General features: G+C 41.4%; 19 protein-coding genes and 1 CRISPR repeat array. Of the genes, 13 read left to right on the forward strand and 6 right to left on the reverse strand.

Annotation, left to right across the window (positions count from 1 at the left end):
* Positions 1-113 precede the first annotated feature (113 nt).
* Positions 114-1,580: a S8 family peptidase gene (locus NWP17_RS01595; RefSeq protein ID WP_280653163.1), complete on the forward strand. Its 1,467-nt coding sequence runs from the start codon at positions 114-116 to the stop codon at positions 1,578-1,580.
* Between the two features lie 156 nt (positions 1,581-1,736).
* Here the strand turns inward: NWP17_RS01595 and NWP17_RS01600 are convergent, their stop codons facing one another.
* The 3 genes from NWP17_RS01600 to xth all read right to left on the reverse strand — a co-directional run bounded on the left by NWP17_RS01600 (position 1,737) and on the right by xth (position 5,022).
* Positions 1,737-3,233: a beta-barrel domain-containing protein gene (locus NWP17_RS01600; protein ID WP_280653164.1), complete on the reverse strand. Its 1,497-nt coding sequence runs from the start codon at positions 3,231-3,233 to the stop codon at positions 1,737-1,739.
* A gap of 93 nt (positions 3,234-3,326) precedes the next feature.
* A complete protein-coding gene (locus NWP17_RS01605) occupies positions 3,327-4,202 on the reverse strand; it encodes an SDR family oxidoreductase (RefSeq protein ID WP_280653165.1) in 876 nt (291 codons plus the stop codon).
* Between the two features lie 37 nt (positions 4,203-4,239).
* Positions 4,240-5,022, reverse strand: a complete 783-nt coding sequence (gene xth / locus NWP17_RS01610; protein ID WP_280653166.1) for an exodeoxyribonuclease III — start codon at positions 5,020-5,022, stop codon at positions 4,240-4,242.
* A gap of 614 nt (positions 5,023-5,636) precedes the next feature.
* Between xth and NWP17_RS01615 the strand changes: the two genes are divergently transcribed.
* Positions 5,637-5,822, forward strand: a complete 186-nt coding sequence (locus tag NWP17_RS01615) for a hypothetical protein (protein ID WP_280653167.1) — start codon at positions 5,637-5,639, stop codon at positions 5,820-5,822.
* 289 nt (positions 5,823-6,111) lie between these two features.
* Positions 6,112-6,723, forward strand: a complete 612-nt coding sequence (locus tag NWP17_RS01620) for a hypothetical protein (protein ID WP_280653168.1) — start codon at positions 6,112-6,114, stop codon at positions 6,721-6,723.
* 3 nt (positions 6,724-6,726) lie between these two features.
* Here NWP17_RS01620 and NWP17_RS01625 read toward each other — a convergent pair whose 3' ends face one another.
* Together NWP17_RS01625 and crtD are read right to left on the reverse strand one after the other, a co-directional pair.
* On the reverse strand, positions 6,727-7,101 hold the full coding sequence (locus NWP17_RS01625) for a Dethiobiotin synthetase (RefSeq protein WP_280653169.1): 375 nt from the start codon (positions 7,099-7,101) through the stop codon (positions 6,727-6,729).
* 70 nt (positions 7,102-7,171) lie between these two features.
* On the reverse strand, positions 7,172-8,686 hold the full coding sequence (gene crtD, locus NWP17_RS01630) for a C-3',4' desaturase CrtD (RefSeq protein ID WP_280653170.1): 1,515 nt from the start codon (positions 8,684-8,686) through the stop codon (positions 7,172-7,174).
* Between the two features lie 131 nt (positions 8,687-8,817).
* Here crtD and NWP17_RS01635 point away from each other — a divergent pair, with 131 nt between their 5' ends.
* On the forward strand, positions 8,818-10,128 hold the full coding sequence (locus NWP17_RS01635; RefSeq protein ID WP_280653171.1) for a M16 family metallopeptidase: 1,311 nt from the start codon (positions 8,818-8,820) through the stop codon (positions 10,126-10,128).
* 52 nt (positions 10,129-10,180) lie between these two features.
* Complete coding sequence (locus NWP17_RS01640; protein WP_280653172.1) at positions 10,181-11,041, forward strand: fructosamine kinase family protein; 861 nt, start codon at positions 10,181-10,183, stop codon at positions 11,039-11,041.
* Between the two features lie 22 nt (positions 11,042-11,063).
* Here the strand turns inward: NWP17_RS01640 and NWP17_RS01645 are convergent, their stop codons facing one another.
* Entirely contained in the window at positions 11,064-11,930 is an 867-nt protein-coding gene (locus NWP17_RS01645; protein ID WP_280653173.1) for a helix-turn-helix transcriptional regulator, read from the reverse strand.
* A 97-nt stretch (positions 11,931-12,027) separates the two neighbouring features.
* Between NWP17_RS01645 and cas3 the strand changes: the two genes are divergently transcribed.
* The 8 genes from cas3 to cas2 all read left to right on the forward strand — a co-directional run bounded on the left by cas3 (position 12,028) and on the right by cas2 (position 22,488).
* The gene (gene cas3 / locus NWP17_RS01650) at positions 12,028-14,205 is read left to right on the forward strand and encodes a type I-D CRISPR-associated helicase Cas3' (RefSeq protein WP_280653174.1); all 2,178 of its coding nucleotides are present in this window, start codon (positions 12,028-12,030) and stop codon (positions 14,203-14,205) included.
* Between the two features lie 125 nt (positions 14,206-14,330).
* Positions 14,331-17,699: a type I-D CRISPR-associated protein Cas10d/Csc3 gene (gene cas10d / locus NWP17_RS01655; protein WP_280653175.1), complete on the forward strand. Its 3,369-nt coding sequence runs from the start codon at positions 14,331-14,333 to the stop codon at positions 17,697-17,699.
* Positions 17,700-17,762: 63 nt separating this feature from the next.
* Entirely contained in the window at positions 17,763-18,788 is a 1,026-nt protein-coding gene (gene cas7d, locus NWP17_RS01660) for a type I-D CRISPR-associated protein Cas7/Csc2 (protein ID WP_280653176.1), read from the forward strand.
* A 5-nt stretch (positions 18,789-18,793) separates the two neighbouring features.
* Positions 18,794-19,504, forward strand: coding sequence for a type I-D CRISPR-associated protein Cas5/Csc1 (gene cas5d, locus NWP17_RS01665; RefSeq protein WP_280653177.1), 711 nt, complete (start codon positions 18,794-18,796; stop codon positions 19,502-19,504).
* Positions 19,505-19,580: 76 nt separating this feature from the next.
* Complete coding sequence (cas6, locus tag NWP17_RS01670; RefSeq protein ID WP_280653178.1) at positions 19,581-20,417, forward strand: CRISPR-associated endoribonuclease Cas6; 837 nt, start codon at positions 19,581-19,583, stop codon at positions 20,415-20,417.
* Positions 20,418-20,537: 120 nt separating this feature from the next.
* Entirely contained in the window at positions 20,538-21,134 is a 597-nt protein-coding gene (gene cas4, locus NWP17_RS01675) for a CRISPR-associated protein Cas4 (protein ID WP_280653179.1), read from the forward strand.
* A 6-nt stretch (positions 21,135-21,140) separates the two neighbouring features.
* Positions 21,141-22,142: a type I-D CRISPR-associated endonuclease Cas1d gene (gene cas1d / locus NWP17_RS01680; RefSeq protein WP_280653180.1), complete on the forward strand. Its 1,002-nt coding sequence runs from the start codon at positions 21,141-21,143 to the stop codon at positions 22,140-22,142.
* Positions 22,143-22,215: 73 nt separating this feature from the next.
* Positions 22,216-22,488, forward strand: a complete 273-nt coding sequence (gene cas2 / locus NWP17_RS01685; RefSeq protein ID WP_280653181.1) for a CRISPR-associated endonuclease Cas2 — start codon at positions 22,216-22,218, stop codon at positions 22,486-22,488.
* Positions 22,489-22,748: 260 nt separating this feature from the next.
* A CRISPR array of direct repeats spans positions 22,749-23,803; the repeat unit is 37 nt; unit sequence GTCACAATGACACTTAATCCCTATCAGGGATTGAAAC.
* Positions 23,804-24,169: the final 366 nt, after the last annotated feature.

Raw genomic sequence — 24,169 nt, forward strand, 5'->3', positions numbered from 1 at the left:
TCATTTTATGATTTAGTTTCATAGTATTTTGTCTTCAAGGGATGCCAAGCACCCTTTAGAAATTAGTATCCCCGTATCCCCCAAAAAATACTTTGTTTGAGGATAAAAAACATATGCCCAATAATATTAACGAGAATATTAACATTAACGAAAATTCGTTTCCTCATAACAGCCTATACACCAACCCCATCTCCTCACTAGATACCTTTTCCATTGACAATAACCATAGCCTCAGTCTCAATAGTCACAGTAGCCTTAATCCAGACTGTGATCTGACTGCAATATCCGTCCGGACTCCTAACTATAATAACGATTCTGGCTATGGCTTAGTTAACGCCGGCGCAGCAGTAGCCAGAGTAGCTAACCACAACACCATCCCCGATGTTCCGGACCTTAGCGGTCGTAATAATTGGGGCGTAAACTTAATTAAAGCACCATCAGCCTGGGCCCAAGGATACACAGGCGAAGGTGTGATAATTGCTGTATTAGATACAGGCGTTGACTATAACCACCGAGACCTGAATGATAACATTTGGACTAACACCGGAGAAATCCCCGGTAATGGTATAGATGACGATGGCAATGGCTATATTGATGATCTCCAAGGCTGGAATTTTACTGATGATAATAACAACATCAGAGACATTAATGGTCATGGTACTCACGTAGCCGGAACCATCGCCGCAGAGAATAACGGTTTTGGCATTACAGGTATTGCCCACAATGCTAAAATTATGCCAGTTAAAGTCTTGAATGACAAAGGATCCGGCAACACACGTTCCCTTGCCCGTGGTATTTACTATGCTGTGAATAATGGCGCTAAAGTCATTAATCTCAGTTTAGGCAGTAATTCCCCCAACAGTACCCTAGAAGCAGCAATTGAATATGCTAGTAAGCAAGGTGCTGTGGTTGTCATGGCAGCAGGTAACAGCAGTTACTTGGCTCCCGGTTATCCGGCTCAGTATGCCAACAAGTGGGGATTAGCAGTAGGAGCAGTTGATAGTAACAATCAAATGGCTGACTTCTCTAATAAAGCCGGTATCAACCCATTATCCTACGTCACCGCTCCAGGAGTTAGCATTTATTCTACAGTTACTAAGGGAAAGTATGCTAAATATAGTGGTACATCTATGGCTACCCCTCACGTTGCCGGTGTAGTTGCTTTAATGCTCAATGCTAATCCTAATTTGACTGATGCCGAAATCCGGCAAATGATCATAGAAACAGCTGGAAATAGTACCCCAATTGCAACCTCTAGTTTTTTCAATATCGGACCCGTAGTTTCTCAAGCAATTGCAGAGACGGTATATAATAGTACATCAACCACTGCAATTAATTTTGAATTACCAGCCTCTAACTGGCCTTTCACCTCCTTAATTTTCCCTCAAAATTCATCATTGAATCCAGGAACCCAAACACAATTCCGATATGACCATAGAGATTATAGGATTTTCAATAGTGATGACATTGATAAAAATAACCAATATTTTACAAATATCGAGTTGACAGATATCGAGAAAATTCTTAATCAGTTACAGCAGCAAATAGAAGATTTTAAAAGATTTTTTCCCAGCTTTTAATTATAGCGAATCTTGAACAAGTGAGGTACATTATTAGCAAGTAGGACTTGTAGTGAGCCTAGTCCAAGTATAGTCAAGGGATGCTCTCACTACAAGACGATCATTTACATTTGTACCTCACGTGTTTGCGAAAAGCTAAAACTAGCAGTTCACCAACTACCTCACAGAAAAAGCTTGACTAAATCTCCGAGTTACAGGCTCGATGATGAAAGTTAAAACAGATTTTTGACGCGTGACAATTTCACCATTCGCAACCATACCGGGAGTAAAAATAACTTCTTCTCCCCGCACATTCATTGAGTGTTTACTTAACTTTATTCTCGTAGGAAAAACCAAGCCCAATTCTTGATCAACAACTGCATTAGGGCTAACTTGCACAACTTTACCATCAATAGTGCCAAACTCCTGAAAAGGAAAAGTTGCCATTTTCACTTTTGCAGTCATCCCTGGACGAATAAACCCAATATCCCGGTTGAGTACTTTAACCTCCAATAAAATCTCCTCCCCAGCAGGCAAAATTGACAACAACTCCTCACCAGGTTGTACAGGACCTTGGGTAGCTTTAACTTCGTAAATTGTACCCGCTACTGGAGCCGTAATTGTTTCTCCAGCTTGCTGTTTTCTCGCTTGTTCCAGTTGAGCATTAATATGATTAAGTTCTTCTTGACGCTGTTTGATCTGAGTTAAAATCTCACTTTGCCGCTCAGATGCTAAACGCTGCACCTGCTGGCGCACCCCTTCATAAGCTTGTTCACCTTGGCGAATTTCTTGGCTTTGAGCAGCAATCTCTCTTCTTAAGGAGGCTATTCTGTCTTTAATTTCTGTTAAGTTATTCTTAGCATTAATTACCTCATCCTTGGCTCTGATCATTTCCGCGTTAGCACGGTTCAATCTTTCTTGAGCCTCTAAATAATCAATTCTAGGTAATGCTCCAGGAGTAATCAAAGTACTAAGATTTTTTTCTCTTTCTTGAGCGATCGCCACATTTTTCGCCACTTCTACCACCACATTTTCCCCATTCACCAAATGAGCTTGGGTATTTTCCCAGCTACTTTGAGCATTAACCAAATTTTCCTGCAATCGTTTCAGGCGTTGTTTAGCTTGAGCAACAATTGCTAATTGGCGATTTGCTTCCGCCTCCGTCCCAGCTTGACGGGCTTGATAATCCGAGAGACGGGACTGTAACAATTCATCTTGTAACTTTGTCCCAGCTGTAGTTGTACCAATGCGTTCTGCTTGCAACCGCTCCAAATCTTCCCTAATCAACTTAGCAGATTCAGCCAAGCGGGCTGTATCTATTTGTTTCAAATCGGGATCACGTTGAATTAAAACTTCACCCTTAGTCACATAATCGCCTTCCTTTACCCTCACCTTCACAATTGAGCCACCGCCCAAAGATGTCACCGGTCGCACTTGTTTAGAAGCGATTAACTCCCCCGGTGCAGTAGCAACTTCATCTATTTGAGAGAAATTCGCCCAAGCTATAGCGCCAAACACCACTAAGCTAAGTGTTCCCGCCAACACCCTACTATATAAAGGCGGTAACTCCTGTACAGCCTTACCCAATTCATAAGACAACTGGTCTTCTGATTTAGCAAATTGTTGTTTTGTTTGTCGTGCTTGAGCAGCATTAGCCATTAAAGAGTATTTCATCAAACTTTCTACCATTTTTGGGACTGACGACTGGGACTAGGAAGCCAGAAAAATATCCTGATCCACCCTACCCCCTAGCCCCTAGTCGCTAATTCAAACTGCAAGATATCGTCGCAGAAAATCTTCTAAACTTTCCAAATGAAAATTGAAAATTCCCTCTAAATTAGCTACTTCCTCTTTTCTACAGAAAAACTCATTGGACAGTAACGTGCGATAAGTTCCTAAAGTTTTTTGTGCATCCGGATTAAATAAACCCAAAACACCCCGGAAACCATCCACAACAAACAAAGGTGAATTGATTACCACCGGTTCTTTATTAAAGATGCGACCAAAAATGCGGGGAATGTCCTCACGCAATAAAATCTCCGGTCCCCCCACTGGTAATATTTGATTCCTTGCCCCTTCCACCGTGACAGAATCCACAGCTATTTTGGCTAAATCATCTGTACTCACCACAGAAGTGCGATTTTTCGGGTCGCCAATCAGCAAATACAAACCCGTCTCCCGAAACCGTTCAGCCAGGGGTAGTAAATTTGATGCTAATCCAGCCGGACGTAAAATTGTATAGTTCAAACCACTAGCTTCTAAATACTGTTCCACCGCTCGTTTAGCCTTAAACACAGGAGCATCCTCATAACCCCGTTCAGCCCCCAGTACCGAAATAAAAACAAAATGCTTCACATCATTAGCTTTTCCCTCATCAATTAGTTTAATATTAGCCCGATAGTCCAAAGCCAGCGGGTCGCCATCAGAACCGTGACTGCTGATAATATAATCAACACCCCGACAAGCCTTTTCAATATCTTGATCTTGTCGCAAATCACCGATAAAAATTTCTGCCCCTCGGTGTTCTAACTCGCTGTAACGTGAAGTCAGACGCACAAATCCTCGCACTGACTTTTCTTGTTGGCGTAGGAGTCGCACAATTCGGCGACCAATTCCCCCCGTTGCTCCAGTTACCAGAAACATAAAAATTTTGCCTGATAAATTCCACTTACACCCTAATCTAAAATTCCACAATCACAGGTGTATGATCGCTCGGTTGCGGTAATTTTCTGGGGTTAACGTCAATAACACAGCTTTTAGCCCGTTTATACAACATGGGAGTGAGATAGTGATGGTCAATTCGCCAGCCCATATTCCGCTTAAAAGCAGCAGCCCGATAGTCCCACCAACTATAATGTCCCCCCCCAGCAGTAAACTTGCGAAAAGCATCAGCAAACCCCAGAGCCAAAACATCTCTTAAAGCCCGGCGCTCCCCTTCCGAAGCCATAATGTGATTTTCTGCATTGACTTTTTCGTGAATATCTTCCGCTTCTAGAGCAATATTGAAATCTCCACACACACATATTGCAGCTTCTGACACTAACAGAGTTTGTAAATATTCCCGTAACACTCCCAGCCAGGCCAGCTTAAACTCATACTTTTCGCTCCCCACAGCTGAACCATTAGGGACATATAAATTTACAATACGTATACCGTCAATTACCCCCGTTATCACTCGCTTCTGCACATCGCACACCGGCTCAATATTAGGTAAAGTCGGCGTAAAACCAGCGCTCACATCCATTAACGGTTGACAGCTAATCATGGCTACCCCATTATAAGCTTTTTGACCGGAAAAATAAACATAATATCCCAATTCTTCAAAGGGCGATCGCGGAAACTCCCCATCTACAACCTTAGTTTCCTGTAAGCACAGCACATCAACTGGATTTTCATCCAACCAAAATATCACCTGTTCCAGGCGCATACGAATTGAGTTGACATTCCAAGTGGCTATTTTCATCGTAAATGTTAATTTTTGGTTAATTTTTAGTTAATTTTTAGTTAATTTTTAATTACTAATTTTTCACAAATATTTAACATATACCTCATAGAATCTTCATATAAATTGATACTTTATCATATTTTTAGCATTCACAGCTAAGAAATCCATTATTTTGTCAATATAACTACAAAAAATTCTCATCACAGTATGATCCCCAAGATAGATGAAACCACCAGCCCCTAAGCTATATTCTAAAAGTGTAGCTAAAAGTCTAGCTGCTGAATAGCTATAGGTGATGTTTTAAAATGTATTGGTACTAGTTAAATGTACAGTTAACCCAAATTACCCTCCCCAGAGTCAATCAGGTTAATTTAAGTCTCCCAAAAGTAAGTATAAATCCATATAAGAAAATTACTTGCTTTATAGTGATGGAGGGGTTCAACTCGTACTTAGTCCCAGTGATGAAGTTATTTTATTCGCTTCTGGTCAAACATTGGCTAATTTAAAAGCAGTTTATCAAATAACTTATCAACAGCCCGTCCACTAGTTTATTAACCAGCTAAATACTTGTTTTAGCTAACAAATTTTTTTGTCCATTTTCAACAACAACTTTACTTAAAGAGGATATTGCTATGAATATGAGAACTAATACCTGTCCGTGCTGCGGTGGTTCCCTCCTGCGTCACGTCCGTCATAGTGAACTATATTGGTTTTGCCAATCTTGCAGACAAGAAGTCCCCTTATTAACAGTGATTCGTGTAGCTCGTTCCCACCTAGAAACCACCAATATAGGAACCCCTCAAACAACATTACAATAATCAAAATTGGGGAGATGAAGTTGGTCTCTCTTCCCACCGTTCAATTATTTATAGCGAACTTTCTTAGGTTAGCAGCCTCACTTTGCAGTCAGATTTACGTTAATTTCTGCTTCAATATTCTAAATAGCTTAAACCTAAAAGCCTTGATGGATATAGCGAATTTTAGCCCTATCTTGTAATGCAGGTGTCTTGCCGGCTACCCTGCCCATCTACATTAAATTTAAATGTACTGTATAATCTCACGCTAAAACGGGAAAACTATGTTTATCCCTGATCTCGGAGGAAAAAAGTGCCACAAAAACCCCCTAGTAACTACTTTATTTTACATTTTTCCCTCATTTCCTGCGTCCTGCTACCCATGCTGTTTACTACTAAAACTCATGCACTACCAGGACAAACCACAGAAGAAGTAACCACCTGGATGAAAGCACATCCCACACTCCGCCCCAGACCCGGCGAACGTTTATTAGTGGAAAAAAGTGATACAGCAGCCCAGCGATTCACTTTTCAAGCATCCGTACTCCCCCCAGGGAGAGTAACATTAACTAAAGACAGAAGTCGCATTCGTACGGAACGCCTGGCTATGTATGATGCCATTAACGGTATCACTTTCCAGCGGTTGGCGGAATCCTTGCGCGTGATTTATGGCTTAGATATCTATCAAGACTTCAATCGCGCTCAAATCATATATGAGTACCCTAATCAAAGTGCAATTAACTCCGCCCGTATGGCTAGAACCCCCATCAGGGAAGCCCTACAGGGAGAATTGCGCCTGGGCGATCGCTATGTCTATTGGATAGAAATAGCCCAACCCCCAGAAGGCGAAGCCTTCACAGGTCAAATGACAATTTTACTAAAATCCGACCTTGATAAATTAGAATCTGAATTGCGAAATCGTTAATCCCTAGCCCGATAGCCCCCCTAGCCCCGCAGGAGATGGAATTTGCCAAACACCAGAAAAAATGCTTTCAGTACATAAAGAAATTCTCAGCAAATCTTCCTTGAGCAAAGGTGGCCAATCAACCCCAGCCTTGCGCCCAGCCACAAATAATTGTTGTGCCTTCACACCCAACTGATAAAGAGTGTACGCCAATTCTCGGTCAATATTCGGCGCATCTTTCATAAATTCAAACACCACTTTTAAAGCCAACAAAATCGAGGTTATCTGACCGGGTACTGGTGGTTTTCCCTGTTTCATCCGGACTAACAAAGCATCTGGGTTTTCTTCAGTTGTTAGTGTCTGAGCTATCAGGAGTTTGCGAGCTGCTTCGTAATTCATGTGTCCAGCCTATCCTAGTTGTGAGCATCAGCAAAGGTACTTACATATAAATTACTATGCCAGGGTCACTTTAACCCTCCACCTCAATTTGTCTCACCACCGTCAAAGCTGAATAACTCACCCCCGCAGTACCTTCTCCCGGATGAGTGGAATCCCCCACTAACCATAAATGATCAATGGGAGTACGATTAGCAAAACCAAAAGGTCCAAAAGTAGGTACTCTTTGACCAATACCCCCCACAATACCCCGATCGCGCCCAGTGTAATGAGCAAAACTGCGCGGTGTAGCAGCCTCTTGATGAATAATTGTTTCCGGTTTTAAATAAAAATATTCACTCAGACGAGCGATCGCATCTTCTGTATACTTTTGTTTCAACTCTGGATAATTTTCTGTTTCCCACCAGGGACCAGGATCAACAAAAGAAGAAGCGATAATTGTCGCCTTTCCTTCCGGGGCCCGTCCATCCCCCGGACGACTAACAGACACAAACAAAGAATTATTTTCCCCAATTGGTCCATCCACATCATACAAAAACTGTAAATGGGGAGGACAACCAACGGGAATAGCACTCTCATCTACCCCCAAATACACCACAAACGCACCCGAAGCCAACGGTAACTTTTCCACCCGATTTTTATAACCACATGGTGCTTTTTCTCCCAATAGCTGCACCAAATTCTGCACAGTCACATTAGCCACCACATGATCCACCACTTCCGTTGATATTTCCCCCGTTTTCTGATTTCTCACCACCACAGCAGTAGCCTTGTTATTTTCCACCTTAATTTCTTCCACAGTGTGGCGCATTAACAACTTACCACCATCTCTAACCAAAGATTCCACCAAGCGATCGCTTAGTACCTGCATACTACCTTCTAAATGAAATAATCCTTGGGGTAGTTGAGACACACTCAAAGCCGTAGCTGCATAAAGTAAAGCCGTTTCCTCAGCACTCACCTGAGAATATAGCTTCAACTGCAAATCTAAAAACCTTCTCAGACGCTCATTATTACCCAGCCCGTACAATCGTAAAGCATCCCCCACAGTAAACAAAGCATAGGGTACAGTAATCAAAGTACCAGGGCGCACAGCCCTAGTTAACTGCCATAAATCCCACCAATTGCGCGGTGGTAGCACCGGGTCACGTCCTTGGAACTCCCAACTCGCCTCAAACAACACCGCCATCATTTGCCAAAAACCCTCGCTACCAGGAAACTGGCGTTGGCGTTCCTCCCGCCATTTCTGGGGATCTCGCCACACATTAATTGGTGTACTTTCTCCGGGTAAATACACAGCACAAGCCGGATCACAAGGAGTAGCTGCTGGTAAATCTATGGATAACTCAGAGAATATGCGGTGATGAATTCCCCCTGGTTCCAGTCCCGCCACCTGAGTCGCTCCCACATCAAAAATGAACCCCCGACGTTTAAAAGTAGAAGCACAACCCCCCGGAACCAAAGCTTGGTCCAACACCAACACACTGTAACCCCGATGCGCCAACAAAGCCCCCGCAGTCAGTCCCCCTATACCAGCACCAATCACAGCCACCCGGCATTTACTCTTGCTACTAGAAAGATTAGACATTGACGTTTATTTTTACAAATCTTAATACTACTAATCATAAATTATAACCTCACCACATCTGCCAACAAAAACCCCAACAGAGTTACTAGATAAGATAAAAGAATAACAAACCTGTTCACCCCCCACCACCCATGACCCCAACCCTGCTTAAACTAGCACCTATCAACTCCCCCACAGTGCATCACTTACCCAATGGCCTCACCATAGTTGCAGAACAAATGCCAGTGGAAGCCGTAAATTTGAGCTTGTGGGTTAAAATTGGTTCAGCTGTAGAATCTGATGCCATTAACGGCATGGCTCACTTTTTAGAGCATATGATTTTTAAAGGCAGCGAGAAACTAGCAAGCGGCGAATTTGAACGTCAAATAGAAGAACGAGGAGCCGTCACCAACGCAGCCACCAGCCAAGACTACACCCATTACTACATCACCACCGCTCCCCAAGACTTTACCGAATTAGCCCCGCTCCAAATAGACGTAGTATTAAATCCCACCATACCTGACATCGCCTTTGCCAAAGAACGCTTAGTAGTTTTAGAAGAAATTAGACGTTCCCAAGATAATCCCCAACGGCGAACATTTCGCCGGGCCATGGAGACAGCATTTGAAAAATTACCATATCGCCGCCCAGTCCTAGGGACAGAAGCAATTATCTCTCAACTCCAGCCCCAGGAAATGCGAGATTTTCACGCTACTTGGTATCAACCCCAGTCTATTACAGCTGTAGCAGTAGGTAACTTACCAGTAGAAAAACTCATTGCTACAGTAGCAGAGGGATTTAGTCACGCCCAACAGTCCACAACTAACAATCCACCATTCAATCAACTATCAACAATTGACCCAGAACCAGCATTTACAAAAATTGTCCGTCGGGAATACATTGATCACAACCTTCAAGCAGCCCGTTTAGTTATGGTTTGGCGAGTTCCCGGCCTAGGACAATTAAATCATGTTTATAGACTAGATATTTTAGCCAGCATTTTGGCACACGGACAAACCTCAAGATTAGTCCGAGACCTGCGCGAAGAAAAACAACTAGTCACCTCCATTGCTGCTAGTAATATGACCAATAAATTACAAGGTACATTTTATATCTCTGCTAAATGTGCAGTGGAAAATTTACCCGCAGTAGAAGAAGCTATTATTAAACACATCAGCACACTCCAAACAGAACCAGTATCAGAAAAAGAAATAAGTCGTATCCAGCGACGAGTAGCCAACAAATTTATCTTTGGTAACGAAACACCCAGCGATCGCGCCGGCTTATACGGTTACTATCAATCCATGATCAACAACTTACAACCAGCCTTAAATTACCCCCATCATATTCAATCCCAAGATCCAGCCCACCTCATGGAAGCAGCCCAACAGTATCTTTCCCCCCATGCTTATGGTGTAGTTGTGACATCTCCCCTAGTTGAAACACAGAGCATTCTCAACTGATGTTGCTACCCAGTCATCAGATACCAATAACTACATAACTAATCAAGCCAACATGATAGAAATAGATACCCAAATTAGCCAAGTAACCGGGCAAAAATTCCAAACTCAGGACAAACGCAGTATTAGTGGTGGCTGTATTAACCAAGGTTACGCCATTTCTGACCGCAATATCACTTACTTTGTTAAACTCAATCAACCATCTCAATCAGCCATGTTTGCAGCCGAAGCCCTCGGCTTAAAACAAATACTCACCACCCACACCATCCGAGTACCCAAACCCATTTGCTGGGGTAGTAGCAGTAATTATAGTTACATAGTTTTAGAATGGCTAGAAATGGGAACAAATCACAGCCAATCTTGGCGACAAATGGGACGCAACCTAGCAGCCATGCACAAAACCACCACCAGCGCCGGATTTGGCTGGGAAATTAACAACACCATAGGTTCTACCCCCCAAATTAACACCTGGACAAAAAACTGGACAGAATTTTATACCCAATATCGCCTGGGTTATCAATTTCAGTTAGCCAGAGGACGAGGGGGTAATTTTCCAAAAGCAAATCAACTACTCACCGCCATTCCCCAACTATTAGCCCACCATCAACCACTTCCATCTTTAGTACATGGTGACTTGTGGGGTGGAAACGCTGGGTTTACCCTCACCGGTGAACCAGTGATATTTGACCCAGCTACTTACTTTGGTGATAGAGAAGTAGATATCGCCATGACAGAATTATTTGGTGGATTTCCCCAGGAATTTTACCAAGGCTATCACCAAGTATTTCCATTAGATCCCGGTTATCAGCAGCGCAAAACACTCTATAACCTGTACCACATCCTCAATCACTTTAACCTGTTTGGCAGTGGTTATGCTTCCCAAGCTAATGGGATGATTGAGCAAATTTTGCAGTAAAACCAAAACATACCCCATTTCCTCACTCCCTCACCTTCATGTCATACAACTCACATAAACTACGGAGTTTTTGTTTCACGCGATCGCGCACATTCTCCGGTACTATAACCAGACAATCGGGCCCATACTGCATCACCTCACGCATAAACCAAAAAGTACTTGATACAGCCCGGATAACTCGCCGCACTTTTGGCTCATCCGGTAACCACTCATTCACTTTATCCTCCGGTTTAGCCTGATAACCAAAAGCCAACCCACCGAAGATGTGCATTTCCACCTCTATTTGATCCAACCGACAACGCCACTCACCACCAATAGAAATTACCGCAGCATCCGTAATTCTATCTAAACGGAAACTCCAATTGTGCATCAACTCTGGTATATCCAGATTTCCTGTTGTTTCCTCACACCAGCAATCAAGATATTCCCGCTTTTCGTGAACACGAACCACAGCATAACGAACATTAAAATTCAATATTCGCCCGGCTGCATCTTGATAGGAAAGTTGAAAAGGTTGGTTTCGCACAATGTAATTATCTATTTGTAACCGCCAAGCCGGCGGGATATTTTCTAAAAAACCTTCAATTTCCCTCCGCAATGGTATTGATAGTTCACTGCGTTCTAAAAGCAACCTAGCAATAACTTGAGCTTGTTCTATCTGTCCAATATCCGTTAATGCACCAATACACCGATGCAACGCCCTAATTCGCTCTTCCGTCCAATTATTATTCTTACCAATCAGTAACTTACGTTGAGCGATCGCCTCCACCAACTTGGATATATTGGGACGCTCCCCCCACATCATCCCAAATTCCAAAGCCATAGCCTCTAATTCCAGCTTATCCCTTTCTTTTAAAGACAAAGTTATAGATTGACCCTTACGACTCATATTTGTACGGACACTTTTATACTAAAACATCTTGTCAACCTTTATTCTGCATGGCAATATAAGAACTAACAAGCGTTTACGGACACTATTTCAGTGTATGTCAACAAATTATAAAATCACCCTCAAGCCGGTTTATTCCCAAACCGTCCCCAGCCCTGACCAAGTAAAACTACCCGAAAACTGGTCTTTATCTTGGCATCAAGCAGAAACTTACCAAGCATTACAAAACCCAAATATTGACGTTGTTTTCAACACAGCTATGACAGGAGATGGTAAAAGCTTGGCCGCATATTTACTAGTTCTCCAAGGTAAATGTTACGCCCTTGGCCTTTACCCCACCAATGAACTAGCCCGCGACCAAGAAACACAAATTAAAAAATATATTGCCCAATTTCAACCAGAAAATCAGCCCCGTGTGGAGAAATTAAGTAGCGCTGACTTAGAAATTTATGCCGAAAACGAAGGATTAAAAAAAGCCGCAGCCATTGCTACCCTTACCCAGCAAAGAGAAGTATTACTCACCAATCCTGATATTTTTCACTACTTGCACCGAGGCGCTTATCTAATTCCCGGCGATAGTCCTGACAAACTATGGGGCAGAATTAATAAAGACTTTCACCTATTTATCTTTGATGAATTTCATGTTTTTTCAGCCCCCCAAATTGCCAGTGTAATTAACACAATGTTATTAATGCGCTGGGCAAACCGCAATAAAAAATTTCTCTTTCTCTCAGCCACACCCCAGACCAACTTAATTACCAAATTACAACAAGCGGGATTTCGCTGTCACACTATCAATCCCATTGCAGAAAATAAATATCAATTTACCGACACACCAGAACAAGAGCAGCAACTACAAACCCAGGGATGGCGACCAGTAGCCAGAAAAATCTCACTCAGTTTTATTTCCTTAGAACCTGATTTTAAAGCTACAGAAACTTGGCTAAAAGAAAATAGTAATTTAATCTTATCTCACTTTCAAGATTATCCAGGCAGTAAAGGAGCAATTATTCTCAACTCCATCGCAGCAGTTAAAAGACTAACAGTATTTTTCCAGCAACTTTTTCAACCTTATCAATTAACAGTAGGAGAAAATACCGGGCTTTCTGGTAAAACCATCAAAGAACAAAGTCTTATGGCTGACTTAGTTATCGGTACAAGTACAATTGATGTAGGAGTTGACTTTAAAATCAACTTCCTAATTTTTGAATCATCCGACGCAGGTAACTTTATTCAGCGTTTAGGGCGCTTGGCTAGACATGAAAGCTATGAGCAAAATGGAAAAACAATTAAATTTCAAAACTTTACAGCCTTCGCCCTAGTGCCTAAATTCTTAGTAGAGCGGTTATTTCAGGTAGATTCACCACCTTTACAAGTTAATAGTACTTATGAACGCCCTTTTTTAAACCGTACCATTCAAGAAAATTATCTTCAAATCAATGACTTTAGCGGTTATTATCGCCGTTGGGGTGCTGTACAATCATTTGTGCTATGTTGCAAATTGAGCGATCGCACAATTAAACAACAGTATGCCCAAAGCCAACAAGTATTTCAACAAGCCTGTGAACAAGTATTTCAAACTAGCCTCAAATCCATAGCCGGACGTATTAAAGCATGGGCCAAAGATTGGCAAGCACTTTCTGGTAAATCAGGAAATCCCATAGCCGAAGATGCAGCCAGTTTTCGCGGTTCCAGTCCCCTGCAATGTGGACTATACGACCTAACAGAAACCAACCCAGCAGACAGATTTAAAACCTACGATTTACCCGGGATTTTAAGTAACCTAGACATAGAAATGTGGACAGAGGCTGGATTTATGCAGACAATTAAAGAAACCGCAGAACGCACTAAACAACCCATCGCTAAAAGTAGATTTGCCTATTGTCTAGCATTTATGAAACTGCGTTCCTACCGTGAAGAACGCCTTAACTGGAAATTTACCTACCCCGGAGACCTACAGCCAATAGCCAACGCTTGGAAAGTTCAAGTTTTAACCGGTGTAGAAATTTGGCAACCCGACAATCAATGGATTAATGCAATTAACAAAAGACTCAAAAAACAAGGTTTAGTTGTTTATGTAATTCGCCATCCCCCATCTGAAGTCAAAATGCGATTAAGACTACCAATGCACTTTCAGATATACCCCATAAGTGATTGCAATACCATCTATGACACCACCCCCCCCTACACCATCGCCTTTGGTCACTCCGCACTATTGCTAGATACCCTCGCTTATACATTTAAAAGCACAGGAAATGAAATATGGTTAGTTTAAAGTAATTTATTCACCAAACTGGAGAATCAGCAAATGTACAACAATTACCCAAGAATTTGCATTACCACAATATCCATTCTACCTGCGACCAACCCATAAATATTTAATTTCATTAGGTGTAAATCATGGCTAAGAAAAACAAAAATAACCCAGACAACCAACAACTATTACTATTTGCAGATGACAATTATTTCCACAGTGAAGATGAACCAGAACCAGAAGATGACATTTTTAATGAAGACTTTGGCTTTGATAGTCATCCCTCAGACCGGACAATTGAAACTCAAGGAGAATTACTAACACTCCAATTACTACAAAAAGCCATAAAATCTCAAAATACCGACGATCCAGTAATGGCGGACTTCGCCGAATATGTTTTACCCAACCTACTACAGATAGCCATTGGCGTAACTGCTAAAGGTGGTAAATTCTTTGATCAACTTGACGAACAAAGACAAAGAGAAGGTAAAAATAAAGTTAGGCGAGATAACGCCACTGACCAATCACTAAACACCCACTTACTCAATGGTTTATTTCCCGCCAACTTAATCGAAAAACGTTTAGAAAAACTCAACACCACAATCCAGAGATTAGTAAAAGAAAGAGAACGGCGATTAGTCATTGCTGGGTTTATTTTACATGACTTTGAAAAATTCCCCGATGCACCAGAAAACTGCCGCCAACTACCCTTAACAGCACATCGGCAAATTATAGAGCAAAAAATTTGCCAATTAGGACTAGACAAATTTATCAATCCAAATGACCCCACCGCCTATCAACAATATATAGATGACCTACTGTGCATAGCCTACAACACACAACGACGCTGGGACACCAACTGGAACTTTTCCGAATTTGGCTTAAACCCCATTCTCGAAGACCGCACCCTCCACAGTTTATGTGAGTTAAGCTGTTTAGCTGACTCTTTAGCCTCAATTGTTAAACATCCCCAAGACGCAGAAAACCCTAGACTAAAAGAAATCCTGCACATCTTAAGTGATGGACAACTTAAATTCACTTATCACAGCATTGCTGAAAAACGGGGTGTATTAACTAATGTAGTTAATAATGCCTTAATTCAGCTTTATACCAGTTTCAACACCGAGGAAACAACTTACTATGAACCTTTATTGTATTTACCCACAGGTGTAATTTACCTAGCTTTGCGCCATGCCCCTCCCATTGTCAACCAAGATTTATCCAACCTTGTAGTTGGTAATATTAAATCACTATGTGCTGATCAATTGCGTCTCCGACAAACAGGATTTAATCGAGATGGTAAAGTCATGAAATATGCCGAATATTACAACTTATTTTTTGATGATTTAGGTTTAATGCAGGTAGCTTTAGATGCTACACTGCGTATATTAAACCCTAATAAAGACTCTGTTGCTAAAAGTCGTAGTGAAAAATTGATTAAATTTCAGCAACAAAACGTCTTATCTCCTGACTATGACTTTAACTTTGATGATGACATCCGCATTGACCAAATAGCAGAATTTTGTGACTTAATTACTCGTAAAATTTGGGGACAAACAGTTAAACGCATTAATGATGCTCGAAAAAAAGATAAAAAACTCCCGGAATTGCCCTTTTTAGACCTAACTCACCAACTTGTAGAATTTTGGAACCTAGGAGCCTATTTACCTCAAACTCGAGAAATTCAACGCATTAATGAAAGTCTCAAAGAAAACCAGTTAAAAGAAAACACAGGAGGTGTACCTTATCAATGGTATTATTTAGCAGCTAAATATTTAGAAAATCATCCTGGAGTTGAAAATGTCCGCCATATCTGTCAAGAAGTTATAGATTACCTAACTACCTTGATTTCTCCAATTGTTTCTCAATATCAACTACCTGATGGCTGGGATGATTTAAGGCTTTGGGTAAATCGTGTTGTTATGTTACCCACTACAAAACAACAGCCTTCCAACTTAACTCAAGTTGAAACATTTTTAAATGAGTTAAATAACTATAATGCAGCCAAAAAATCAGGAAGAGGAAGACAACTTATCTGCTCAATTTCCCATTCAGCCTACACCGTCACCGAGCAAATGGAATCAGCAGTTTTATTTACTCCCCAAGTTTATACAAATAAGCAAGTTTTAGGAGGTTCCAACGCCAAGCGAAACATTTCTAGTATTGCCGGTATAGAAATCATGCTCAGACAAATCTTAATGAGTCAAACTCAAGCAGTGGGTAAACGATTTGAAGACAGTAAATATCGTTATCTCTACTTTTACCCGACTTATTACTGTACGCCAGAAACTAATAAATTTCTGCAAACAGCTTACAACAGCATCGCTCAAACCCGTTTTAATACCAACCTCCGCAACCACTTTATTACTAAAAACTTTCAAGCCAACCTACAAAAACAAAATTACCAAAGTGTTGATAGTTTCCTAATTGACGAAAACATACAACCAGACAAAAACCGCACATTTAAACTCTCTTATCCTGAACACCAACCCTTAACATTTTACTTTATGGCACTACCACCAGGAAAAGATAGCACAGATACAGAATCATGGGTAATGCCTACTTGGTTAGCACTGGCTTTTCCCATGATATTAGATGTCAAAACCGTAGTTTCTGAATCGCCCATACCGCCTTTTAATGATGGCGCTGAATTTGAAGAAAGCGTTTTTCTCGACAGCGCGCCCCATGCTTTTCAAGCCTTGCTTAAAAAAGATAGATTTCGTTTAGACTACATTCTCGAAGGTTGGACAGAAAACACCATTCAATACCCAGCGCCCTTAAATGTTTTAACAGCAGCTTATGCTATTCATTTAGATGTCAACGCTAAACAAGGTAAAACTGGGTATGATCCTAATTGGGGTAAATTTACAGAACTAGCCAAAGATTTTGAAACTAGTCCCCTGTATGTTTTCGCCTATCTAAATCGCTGGGTGCGTCACCAGGGAATCGAAACAGCGAAAATCGAGAAAGTCAAACTTTATCTCTATCATTTTTACCCCTGTTTTGACCCCTATGTTAAATATGACCAAAATACGGAGCAATTAATCGTGAAAACAGAATCAAGCTTAAATCATCCGCAAAATTTAACAAAATTATACCGGAAATTTTACCGGGCTAACAAGCGTTATAACCCTAAATCCAACGCAGTGTTAAAGCCCATAGATATTGCAGCCCAAACTATTCTCAAAGCTGAATCAACCGTCTTTCAAGGAGAAACATTAGTCGCAGCTGTAGCCGCCGAAGTTTTTAAACTCATGGACCGCGTTCATTCTTCCACAGCAGAAGGACGTTGGGTAATTAGTAAACGCGAAGAAGAACGACAAGCAGTTTTAGATTTTGCCAGATATTTTGTAGAGCAGGTATTTGAAAAATCCTTTGCACGCGATCGCGCTCGTTTAGCAGGTCGTCAACTCAATTTAATTCGAGACACCTGCGAATTTCTTTACCGCATTGAAGACGATGAAGAAAATGCCACAAAACCAGAAAAAGAAGACCAAGACACCGAAAACCAGTAAGTTGTTTCCTTTCTCATTTCCCTCAAAAGTAAATTGTAAATTGTCAGACCTAGGAGATTAATCATGTCATTACTCAAAACAGTTGAACCCAAACTATTTCAAGCAGAAATCCCTTACAAACCCATGGGTAAATACGCCCACTTTCTCACCATAAGAGTCACCGAATCTTATCCCCTATTCCAAACAGATGGAGAATTAAACAAAGCCAGAGTTAGAGCCGGAATTAAAGACAAAGCAACAATTAGCCGTTTATCAATGTTTAAACGCAAACAATCCACACCAGAACGTTTAGTTGGTCGAGAACTACTGCGTAATTATGGCCTAATCACCGCCAAAGAATGCGAATATAACGTTAACTTTGCCATGGACAACCCCGATTGTATTATTTATGGTTTTGCCATTGGTGATTCTGGTTCAGAAAAATCTAAAGTTGTAGTAGATACCGCATTTTCAATTACCCCCTTCGACCAATCCCACGAAACCTTTACACTCAACGCTCCTTATGAAAATGGAACCATGGCCTCCAAAGGAGAAAAAAACAAAAGAGAAAAAAACGTTACACTAGGCGAAATTACCAGTCGCATTAACCAGCAAGACCATATTAAACCCCAGACTTTCTTCCCTAGTATCGTTACCCTCAAAGACCCAACAGAAGCCAGTTTTCTATACGTTTTTAACAATATCCTCAGAACACGCCACTACGGAGCGCAAACCACCCGTACAGGTCGCATGAGAAATGAATTAATCGGCGTGATCTTTGCAGATGGAGAAATTACTAGTAATTTGCGTTGGACTCAAGCAATATATGACCAAATGACAGCAGAAAACACCATCAATTCCGCCGATCCTCTAGACGAAGATAATGTAATTACCGCCGCCATAAATGCGATTCAAACCTTAATGGCTGATGAATTTATTGTACATACTGATTTCATTGGCGATGCTTTCTTACCCCTCCTCCAGGAAGTTAAAAGCCTGACAAATAACGAAACAGGAATTAAAGCAATTTTACAAGCAGCAGATGCAGAAGCTAAAAACTATGCCAAAAAACACATTAACAAAAAGGAAACCACCGCTAAAAATCAATAACAGCCATGACCATCATCCACCAATGTCAATTAGAATTACATGACAGTCTCTACTTTGCCACTCGTGAAATCGGGCGACTCTACGAAACCGAACCCATAATTCATAATTACAGTCTGTGTTATGCCCTCGGTTTAGTGGATAGCGAAATTTACTCTACCACCGTTCCTGAAGAACAATCTTATCGTTACTTTTGCCCGGAACAAGTGCCAAAATATGAAAACCATTTAACACCACTAAACCAACAAGGAATCTACATCACCCCCGCCCGTTCTCTCAAACATTCCACCATTCTTAACACTTGGAAGTATGCCAACAACAACTACCATGTTGAAATGGAAAAAACCCAAAAAAACATCCCCAGTTTTGGTAGAACTAAAGAAATTGCTCCCGAAAGTCAATTTCAGTTTTTCGTTATTTCCCAAAAAAACATCAAACTACCCAAATGGATACGCCTAGGTAAATGGATGAGTAAAGCTCAAATTACTGTAGAAATTCTGCCCCAAACCAAAACCATGGAAGGTTTATTTACTTGTAAATATCCCCTAAACCCCCTCGATGTCATGTTTACCCATCAAGTAATTAGCTATGATGTAGTAAATATGCCCCCTGTCAGCTTGATTCAAAACGTACAAATGAGAGGTTTATACTATCAAATAAATGGTATGCCTGAATTAAAGCTTCCCGCCACCATGGAATATCGTTTTCGGCATCAGTAATTAACCCTATTAATTTGTTATCCCACAGTGTTTAATTAACAGCACTCAGCACTTAGTTACTTACCAACTCGGCAATATGCCCCATAGCTTAGTTCTCAACCTCATTCCCCAGTCAACTATCCCCGCCCAATTTCTCACGGGTAGACATCTCCACGCCTTATTTTTAACCCTGGTTAGTTCCGTAGACCGTTCACTAGGGGATAAACTACACGACTCCACCGCCGATAAAGCCTTCACCCTCTCACCCTTACAAATCAACTCCTATCCTCGCCAAGGCAAAATATTCAAACTACAACACTCACACCAAGAACCCATCCCCCCCCAAACCCCCTGCTGGTGGCGCGTTTCCCTATTAGATGACACACTGTTTAGTCAACTTACCCACCTATGGCTAAATCTTAACCCCCATCATCCTTGGCACCTTGGACCAGCAGACTTATACATTACCAGCATTCAAGGCACGCCCCAATCTACCCAACCCTGGTCTAATGCCACCACTTACCCCCAACTATACCAGCAAGCCAGTGACACCCACCGCACCATAGACATGATTTTCTCCACCCCCGCAGCCTTCCGCCAAGGAAAATATGACACCACCCTCCCCACCAGAGAATGTGTGTTTAACTCTCTACTTTCCCGGTGGAATAAATACAGTGGTATAGAATTTTCTCAACTTGCCATAGATACAATATTTCCCTCAGCCTTCAAAATCAATACACAAATACTGGCAGACTCCCGCAGTAAATTTATTGGCATTGTGGGAGAAATTAGTTACCGCATTCTAGAAGACATTGAACCCCAAGCAATTAAACAAATCAACGCCCTAGCTGATTTTGCTTTATATGCAGGAGTAGGAAGAAAAACCACCATGGGTATGGGAATGATCCGCAGGCAAAATTCACCCCACTTCTAAAGCCTTTTTCAGAGTACTGACCTATATCCGTAGCGGTCAAGATGCCCGCACCACAAGATTTTTATCCCTTATATTTGCATCTTGTTTGCATCTCATGTATTTAGGAAACGCCATAAACCCATGAATCAACACACAGATTATATTCAAATTGCAGCCTTAAATCAATATGCCTACTGTCCCCATCGCTGCTGGCGGATGTTTTGCGCTGGTGAATTTACTGATAATCAATACACTATAGAAGGTACAGCCCTGCATGACCGGGTTCACACCATCAGTCATATCCAAGCAGAAGGTACTGAACAAATCCGAGCCATTTATTTAAAATCAGAACAATATAAACTCATCGGTAAATCAGACCTGGTGGAAATTATCTCTAATCAATATTATCCCATTGAATACAAACGGGGTAATAAAGGTGAATGGCATAATGACGAATTGCAGGTTTGCGCCCAAGCATTATGTTTAGAAGAAATGACCGGACAAACCATTAACCGTGGATATATCTACTACGCCCATTCCCATCAACGCCAACCAGTAGAAATTAATCAACACCTCAGACAAACCACTATTAATACCATTGGCGCGGTCAGTAACTTACTCGCCACCGGCAAAACCCCAAAACCCACCTATAGCAAACGTTGCCAAGGCTGTAGTTTGTTTATGCAATGCTTACCCAAAGCAACAGACAAATTAAAAACCTATCAAGAACCAGATTAAATCCTCATGGGAACCATCTACATTACTCACCAAGAAGCCTTCATCACCAAAGTTGATGAAACCCTCAATGTCAAAGCCGACAAAAAAACAATCCTAGACATACCCCTAATTAAAATTGATGGTTTAGTAATTATGGGTAAGGCGAATATTTCTCCCCCAGCCTTGACAGAATTAATCACTAGAAAAATACCCGTTACCTATCTCAGCATCAATGGTAAATATATGGCTAGTTTAGAACCAGATCCGGGTAAAAATATTTTCATCCGCACCGCCCAATGGGAAGCAGCAGGAGATTCACCCCAAGCACTCCACGTCACCCAAGGTTTTGTGCGCGGAAAACTAAAAAACTATCGCCAATCTTTTTTACTAGCACAACGCCGTTATCAACTAGACTTAAGCGCTGCCATCGATCAACTATCCCATGCTATCACCGCTCTAGACCAAGGAAAATCAATTAATTCCATCCGGGGTTATGAAGGCGCTGGGAGTGCTGCATACTTTAGCCATTTTCATCAACTAATTCGCGTAGATAATTTCACCTTCTCCACCCGTAACCGTCGTCCCCCCACAGATCCGGTTAACTCCCTGTTAAGCTTGGGTTATTCTCTTCTCCGTCACGACATCCAAAGCGCCTTAAACATCGTTGGTTTTGACCCCTATTTAGGATACCTACACACACAAAGATATGGTAGACCTTCATTAGCACTGGATTTAATGGAGGAATTTCGCCCCCTGATAGTGGATGCTGTGGTTTTAACAGCTATTAACCGCCGGATACTATCACCACAAGACTTTATCACCGAACCCATCAGTGGATCTGTCACCCTCACCAAAGAAGGACTACATAGCTTTCTGCGTCTCTATCAAGAAAAAAAATTAACTAAATTTAAACATCCGGTGATGCAGAAACAATACACCTATCAAGAATCTTTTGAAATTCAAGCCCGCTTGCTAGGGAAATACCTGATGGGAGAAACAGATAAATATCCCCCATTAGTTATGAAGTAAATCTTTTTACATCAACTGTAGTGCGGGCATCCTGCCCGCTAACAAACACAGCCAACTCCCACCATTACCCCCCATGTTTGTAGTCATCTCCTACGACATCTCAGAAGACAAGCGCCGCAACAAAATACACAAAATCCTCAAATCCTACGGTCAATGGATGCAATACTCGGTTTTTGAATGCGACCTCACCCCCACCCAGTATGCTAAACTTCGATTGCGCCTTGCCCACCTCATCAAACCAGAGCAAGACAGCATCCGTTTTTACTTTCTCTGTGCTTGCTGTCAAGGAAAGGTAGAGCGCATTGGCGGTGAAATGCCCAGAGACACCACCATATTTTTCGCTTAAATCTCAAATTTTGCGTCAACCAGTAGGTGTTTTATTGATACATAGAAAAAAACTGTCCCCAACCCTCACTACATCTACCTTTCCAGCCATCATACTTAAAATGAGGTTGACGCAACTCCCAAAACTCTTGTTATTCCAATCTTTTAGGTTTTTTTTTCAGATTCCCCTTGACAAATCATTTCATCAAAAGCTATAGTATCTTTAGATTGACGGAACAGAACCTTGAAAACCAAATATATAAACCCTTCCAGCCGCGGGCGGTCACAATGACACTTAATCCCTATCAGGGATTGAAACTGAGATATATCAAAGTATCATGGCTCGACATAATTAGTCACAATGACACTTAATCCCTATCAGGGATTGAAACCGGTAAAGATGGTGTTGATTTGATTTACACTGCTCAAGTCACAATGACACTTAATCCCTATCAGGGATTGAAACCAATACTTGTTAATCATTCTTGCTTGTTGATCGAGTCACAATGACACTTAATCCCTATCAGGGATTGAAACTTGCCGCTAAACTTGCAGAGGCTACTTTATCAATCGTCACAATGACACTTAATCCCTATCAGGGATTGAAACATTTACTCTATTGGGTTCGTCGTACCTGAATCCAATATTGTCACAATGACACTTAATCCCTATCAGGGATTGAAACGGGTTACCCGGTGCTGCGATCGCGCGGACTAGCTTATCGTCACAATGACACTTAATCCCTATCAGGGATTGAAACAGCAACTCTGAGTATGCCCGCATCCAACAAGATTTATGTCACAATGACACTTAATCCCTATCAGGGATTGAAACTCATCAAAGATTTCTCCAATTTGCTCGCGAAAGCTGGTCACAATGACACTTAATCCCTATCAGGGATTGAAACAAGGAAGCGATCGCGCCGGAGCTTCCCGAAATTGTCACAATGACACTTAATCCCTATCAGGGATTGAAACTGTGATTTTATTACTATAATTTTCATAGGGGCGCGTCACAATGACACTTAATCCCTATCAGGGATTGAAACAATCAGATGGAAGCGGATCTTGAGAAGAAATTAGAGTCACAATGACACTTAATCCCTATCAGGGATTGAAACCATAAAGCTTTTAACATACTCATCAATGTTCATTTGTCACAATGACACTTAATCCCTATCAGGGATTGAAACACCAATTTTTCTTTGGACATTCCTGCCCTTTTAAAGTCACAATGACACTTAATCCCTATCAGGGATTGAAACCATTGAGAGGGTGGGGTATAAGTTGGGTGATATTAAGTCACAATGACACTTAATCCCTATCAGGGATTGAAACCCCATATTTTTACGACTTGATAGTTTTTGGTTTTTGTTTTTGACAAAAGCGACGATATTAATGGCTGCACTGTTCCACATCATGCAGCCAGGGAATAAATTCCCTGTCTAATAGCTAAAGTCGGTTAAAACCGACTATTTTTTGGTAAATTCTCATGTTGATAAATCTTTCCCAAACCGATAACTGCTAGACGGGACAAGCATAAGTAGCACTGGCTTCTAGCCGGTATTCAGACCGATAACAAGACGGAAACCTCAAAATTCTAAATTCCACATTCTAACAAGCAAGATGCTTGTGTTACAGGCCCTCGCGCATTCCGTAAGAGTCCGTTTTAACGGACTTGAGCTTTGAGACGGGGAATTTATT

This window comes from Chrysosporum bergii ANA360D (assembly GCF_029891735.1).
Lineage (GTDB): Bacteria > Cyanobacteriota > Cyanobacteriia > Cyanobacteriales > Nostocaceae > Umezakia > Umezakia bergii.